Annotated in this window: 8 protein-coding genes and 1 pseudogene; 3 read left to right on the forward strand and 6 right to left on the reverse strand. The window is 66.9% G+C overall.

Annotated elements, in window-relative coordinates:
- Positions 1–43: 43 nt before the first annotated feature.
- A complete protein-coding gene (locus AC1DOC_RS17230; RefSeq protein WP_478083548.1) occupies positions 44–538 on the reverse strand; it encodes a helix-turn-helix transcriptional regulator in 495 nt (164 codons plus the stop codon).
- Positions 539–635: 97 nt separating this feature from the next.
- Between AC1DOC_RS17230 and AC1DOC_RS17235 the strand changes: the two are divergent.
- A pseudogene (locus tag AC1DOC_RS17235) lies at positions 636–1,114 on the forward strand (VOC family protein).
- Positions 1,115–1,154: 40 nt separating this feature from the next.
- Positions 1,155–1,832, forward strand: a complete 678-nt coding sequence (locus tag AC1DOC_RS17240; RefSeq protein WP_062365024.1) for a glutathione S-transferase family protein — start codon at positions 1,155–1,157, stop codon at positions 1,830–1,832.
- 23 nt (positions 1,833–1,855) lie between these two features.
- On the opposite strand, the gene AC1DOC_RS17245 is transcribed toward AC1DOC_RS17240, so the two are convergent.
- The 5 genes from AC1DOC_RS17245 to AC1DOC_RS17265 form a co-directional block, all read right to left on the reverse strand.
- Positions 1,856–2,287: a VOC family protein gene (locus AC1DOC_RS17245; protein ID WP_478081578.1), complete on the reverse strand. Its 432-nt coding sequence runs from the start codon at positions 2,285–2,287 to the stop codon at positions 1,856–1,858.
- 34 nt (positions 2,288–2,321) lie between these two features.
- On the reverse strand, positions 2,322–3,188 hold the full coding sequence (locus AC1DOC_RS17250; protein WP_478081576.1) for an alpha/beta fold hydrolase: 867 nt from the start codon (positions 3,186–3,188) through the stop codon (positions 2,322–2,324).
- Between the two features lie 82 nt (positions 3,189–3,270).
- Positions 3,271–3,783 carry a P-loop nucleotide/nucleoside kinase family protein gene (locus tag AC1DOC_RS17255; protein ID WP_307594403.1) on the reverse strand — a complete coding sequence of 171 codons (513 nt, stop codon included), beginning with the start codon at positions 3,781–3,783 and terminating at the stop codon, positions 3,271–3,273.
- A 29-nt stretch (positions 3,784–3,812) separates the two neighbouring features.
- Positions 3,813–4,226 carry a GNAT family N-acetyltransferase gene (locus AC1DOC_RS17260; RefSeq protein WP_015865781.1) on the reverse strand — a complete coding sequence of 138 codons (414 nt, stop codon included), beginning with the start codon at positions 4,224–4,226 and terminating at the stop codon, positions 3,813–3,815.
- A gap of 60 nt (positions 4,227–4,286) precedes the next feature.
- Positions 4,287–4,655 carry a hypothetical protein gene (locus AC1DOC_RS17265; RefSeq protein WP_062365022.1) on the reverse strand — a complete coding sequence of 123 codons (369 nt, stop codon included), beginning with the start codon at positions 4,653–4,655 and terminating at the stop codon, positions 4,287–4,289.
- Between the two features lie 189 nt (positions 4,656–4,844).
- On the opposite strand from AC1DOC_RS17265, the gene AC1DOC_RS17270 reads away from it, so the two are divergent.
- Positions 4,845–5,489: TerC family protein (locus AC1DOC_RS17270; RefSeq protein ID WP_478130150.1), on the forward strand; the 645-nt coding region annotated here is incomplete at its 3' end.

Here is a 5,489-nt window from a genome sequence, read left to right on the forward strand (position 1 = left end):
TCCTGATCGTGCACATACAGACCGGCGACTTCAATGCCCTGATTCATGGAATCTCCTGTGGTTGTTCAGGCTCGTTTGTACCGTCCGCCGCGAGGCGCCGCTTCTCCGAAACTGCGGTCGTGAGATGGGGCCGGTGCGCAGCATTGACGATGCACACGGGCACCCGGCCGAGCCCTTGCGGCGTGGCCTTGCCGCGCGCGCGGATCGCGCTCGGGCTGCTGCCGGTGATGTCGCGGAAGGTGCGCCCGAAGGTGCCCAGGCTCGCCCAGCCCGTCTCGAAGGCGATGTCGGTGATCGGCCGGTCGGTCTCGCGCAGCAGCGCCATCGCGCGCTCGATGCGCCGCGTGAGCAGGTACCGGTGCGGCGGCGTGCCGAAGGCCTGCTTGAACGATCGCGCGAAGTGTGCCTCCGACACGCCGCTCACCCGGGCCAGCCGCTCGACCGGCCACTCCTCATGCGATGCGGCGTCCATCCGGTCCTTGGCGCGCAGCAGCCGCCGCAGCAGTGCGGGGTCCTGGATGATCGGATCGATGGCCATCGCAAAATTATCGCGGACGCGCGTGTGGCGGCTGGAGGCGCTATCCTGCCGTGGATCGCAACTGGCGTTCGTATCTGCCCCATTCAGGAGACCCAAGATGATCAGCAAGAACACGATTTGTCTCTGGTACGACGGCACCGCCCTGGATGCCGCCAAGTTCTACGCAGAGACCTTCCCCGACAGCGCCGTGGGCGCTGTCCATCGCGCGCCCGGCGACTATCCCTCGGGCAAGGAGGGCGACGTGCTGACGGTCGAGTTCACGGTGATGGGCATCTCCTGCCTGGGCCTGAACGGAGGCCGGCGTTCAAGCACAGCGAGGCCTTYTCRTTCCAGGTCGCGACCGACGACCAGGCCGAAACKGACCGCTTGTGGAACGCGATCATCGGCAACGGCGGCCAGGCCAGCGCATGCGGCTGGTGCAAGGACAAGTGGGGACTGTCGTGGCAGATCACGCCGCGCGCCCCGACGGCCGCCATCACCGATCCCGACCCGGCGGCAGCCAAGCGAGCGTTCGAAGCGATGATGGAGATGACAAAGATCGACATCGCCGCGATCGAAGCGGCTCGGCGCGGCTGACGCGCAATTCAACACAGTGGCGGCCACAAGCCGCCGAACCATGATCATCCTGCACCACTGCGTCAGCGCACGCTCGTTCCGCCCTCTCTGGATGCTCGAAGAGATCGGGCTTTCCTACGAACTCAGGATGCTGCCCTTTCCGCCGCGCGTGCTGTCTCGGCCGTACCTCGAGGTCAACCCGCTCGGCACGGTGCCGATGCTGTCCGACGGCGCCATGCGAATGACCGAGTCGGCCGCGATCTGCCAGTACCTGGCCGCGCGCTTCTCGGCGGGCCAACTGGATGTGGGTTGCGGCGAGCCGGACTTCGGGCCGTACCTCAACTACCTTCATTTCGGCGAGGCAACCTTGACCTTTCCGCAGACGCTCGTGTTGCGGTACGCGCACTTCGAGCCGGCGGAGCGAAAGCAGCCGCAGGTGGCCGACGACTATGCCAAGTGGTTCCTCGCGCGCCTGCGAACGCTGGAGCCGCTGCTCGCCGAACGCGAGCATCTCTGCGCGGGCCGCTTCACCGCGGCGGACGTGTCGGTCGGCTATGCACTGCTGCTGGCCGAGCACCTGGGCCTGGCCGAGCGCTTCACACCGGCGGTGGCGGCCTACTGGGAGCGCTTGCAGGCGCGACCGGGCTTCAAGGCAGCCATGGCTGCGCAATCGAGAGCGGCCGAGGTGCAGGGGGTCTCCTTGACCCCTGCACCCGACATCAGGCCCGACAGGCCCTGACGGGCGGCCGCGGGCCCAAGCGCCTACGCAGCTTCAGCCCCTGGCAGCAGTTGCGGGTTGTAGATCGCCTCCCACAGGTGCCCGTCGGGGTCCATGAAGTAGCCGGCATACCCGCCGTAGAAAGTGTCGGCCGCGGTTTTCACCACCGTGGCACCGGCCTTCGCGGCTTGCTGCATCACGGCGTCCACGTCGGCCTTCGACATGACGTTGTGCCCGAGGGTGAATTCGAGGGACCCGCCCGCGCGCAGCGGAAGGCCGGCGTCGGCCGCGATGCTCGAGCGCGGCCACACGGCCAGCTTGAGCCCGTCCTGCAGGTCGAAGAAGGCGACGGCGCCGTTCTCGAACTCCCTGCCCACGATGCCGTTGGTGGGCAGGCCGAGCCCGTCGCGATAGAAGGCGACAGCTCTCTCCAGGTCCTCGACGCCGAGGGTGATGACGGTGATTCTTGGTTGCATGGAGGTCTCCGAAGAAAGGGCGATGTTGCCCGCGTCAGGCCGCATGCCCGAGTTCAGCGCGAAATGCGCGCAGCGCTTCGCAGGTTGCAGCGGGCGCCTCGACGGGAAGGAATTCTCCGCTGCCGCTGATGAGCCGCGATCGAAGATTCGCGGCGCCGGCCTTGCGCAGGCCTTCCACATAGTCGTCGATGTCGCGGCCGCCGGCGTCGCCGCGCAAATACAGGATGGGCGTGTCGATGCGAACAGGGCTCGCGTTGCGTTGCGCGGCGCTCTCGAGCGCCCGGTACCAGTCGAAGCCGGCCTTCAAGGCTTCGGGCCGCTGGTAGGCGCGCGTCCAGTCGTTCCGGATCTCGTTCGTCAGCGCATGCTTGTCGCCCGCGAGCAGGTCGTAGAAGTAGTCGAAATAGGCGCGCTCGCGTCCGCTCACCAGCCGTTCGGGCAGCTGCGGTATCGCATGGAACGCGAAGTGCCAGATGCGGGGCTCGGCGACGAGCCTCGACCACGGCGCAACGCCGGGGATGACGGTGTTCATGATCACCGCGCCCGCAATGCGTGCGCCGTGCTCCCGCGCCGCTGCAAATGCGAGCATGCCGCCGATGTCCACGCCCGCGAACACGATCGAATGCGCGCCCAGCGATTCGGCCGCGCGCAGCAGGAGGCCGGCGATTGCATGCAGCTCGCACGGCGATGGGCCATGCGGCAGGCCGAGCGACCCGCCGATGCCGGGCAGGTCGAAGGCGATGGCATGGGCGTCCCTTCCCAGTTCGTCGAGCACCGGGTCGTAGATCGACTTCGATTGCGGCCAGCCGTGCAGCAGGATGAGCCATGGCGATCGCGGGTCGCCGGCGCAGCGGTAGGAAAGGGTCAGGCCGTCGATCGAAAGCGTGGATTCGCGGGCCATGGGTGCTTGCTCCTTCGAGAAGCACCGTATCCCTCGCGAAACCCGTGCTGATCAGCCTCGCCCGCAGCCGGATGTAGGCCGTTTACTCGCCTGCGGCTTGGCTGCGCGGCCGGTCCAGGATCAGCGTGGCCGCCTCGCTTGCGCTGACGACCGCCGAATCGATGACGAGGCGGCTGGTGGTCCAGGCCTCGTATTCATGGCGCGCGACTGCCTCCCAGGTCGGCGGAACGTGGCCCGAAATGTCAGCCTTCCGGCTCTCCACGCGCCTGCGGTGCTCGACGGGGTCGGAGCACACGATCTCGAGCTCGAGCAGGCCCGAGGATGTGCTGGCTGCCACTGCACGCCATGCCTCGCGGGTGACCGGGAGCGGATTGACGCAATCGGCGATCACCGACATGCCGAGCGCGAGATTGGACCGGGCAAGCTCGCAGGCCACGGCGTAGCCGGCTGGGCCCACTTCCTCGAGAGCCCCCGATCGGATGAGCGCTTGCTCGATGGTGTCGATGCGCAGATAGGCGCAGGGGAAGCGGGCAGCGAGTTCGCGCGCGATGGTGGTCTTGCCGGTGCCCGGCAATCCACCGAGAACCATCAGCATCGGCTTCGCCGTGCGCGTGATTCCCCCGATCAAGGCGCCACCCGCAGGCGTTGCTCCCTCGGCCGCTCCATCGCGGCCGACGAGGGGCTGAAGCCCAGCCTGGCAAAGAACTCGGCGGCACCCGGCCGGCCGGCCCGCAGCACCCATGTCATGCCCGTCTCCGAACCCAGGATGTGCCGGACCAGCGCTTGCCCGATGCCCTGACGGCGCAGCGGCTCGGCGACCACGACCATGGACAGGTATCCGTTGGAGATGCCGTCGCCGATGGCGCGCGCAAAGCCGACGATCTCGCCGTCCGCCGACAACGCAACCACCGCCTGCTGCGACGCCGAGATCAGCCGGCCGAGATGTGCGGCATCGGCGATCCGGTGCGCCCATCCGTTGGCGCAAAGAAGGCGATGGATCGTGTCGGCATCGGAAGCCGCGGCGCTGCGAATCTGCATATCCGCTCCTCGAGAATTCAATGGCATCGAGGGCGACTGTAGCCGCTCGCGCGGCTGCGATCAGTCGCGGTCTTCGCGATAGTGGCGGTAGTGCTCGCGCCGCTCCCATTCGCGGCGGCGCCATTCATGGCGCGCTGCGCGGCGTTCTTCCCAGCTCGGTCCGGGCTCGTAGTAGACGGGTGCCGGTGCAACGTAGGCGGGCGCCTGGTAGCGCACCGGCGGCGCCGGCTCGTAGTAGACGGGGGCCGGCCGCGAATACACAGGCGCGGGCTCGTAGTAGACCGGTGCCGGCTCGCTCACCACCACGCCGGGCACCGACACGCCGATGGACCAGCTGGTGCCCGCGGTTGCGGCGGCCACGCCGAAAAGGGCGCCTGCGGCAATCGTGCCCGAGAGAGCCAGCTTGAGAACGGTTCGAGGAAAGGTCATCTCATCTCCAGAGATATGGGATTGCTCCCGATGCCTCTACCAACGTTCGGCCGAGCAAGATCGCACACATCGCTTCGGTGAAGAACATTTCAAGATGTCACGCGAAAACCCCGGAAAGCCGCATGGCAGACTCCGTTCCTGCTTCCCCTCCTTCTTTTTTGCCGGCATTGCCGTGCCGAAAGACCTTCCATGCTTGAACTGCTGACGGATCCCCAGGTCTGGATCGCCTTTGCGACCCTGACCGCGCTCGAGCTCGTGCTGGGCATCGACAACATCATCTTCATCTCGATCCTGGTCGACAAGCTCCCGCCAGCCAAGCGCGAGTTCGCACGGCGCGTCGGCCTCTTCATGGCCATGTTCATGCGCATCGGCCTGCTGCTGGTGCTCGCGTGGATCGTGGGCCTGGTCGCGCCGCTTTTCTCGGTGCTCGGCAAGGACATTTCGGGGCGCGACCTGATCCTGATCCTGGGCGGGCTGTTCCTGATCTGGAAGAGCACGAGCGAGGTCCACCAGTCGCTGGAGGGCGGCCATGAGCAGAAGTCCAGCGCGGTCAAGGCCACCTTCGCGGGCGTCATCCTCCAGATCATGGTCATCGACCTGGTGTTCTCGCTCGATTCGATCATCACCGCGGTCGGCATGGTGGACGACGTGGGGGTGATGATCGCCGCGGTGATCGTGTCGGTGTTCCTCATGATGCTGTTTGCCGGCCCGATCGGCCGCTTCGTCTCGAACCATCCCACCATCAAGATGCTGGCGCTGGCCTTCCTTGTAGTGGTGGGGGTGGTTCTCGTCGCGGAGGGCTTCGGCCATCACGTGCCCAAGGGCTACGTGTAC

Source organism: Variovorax sp. 01T439_2, assembly GCF_056398445.1.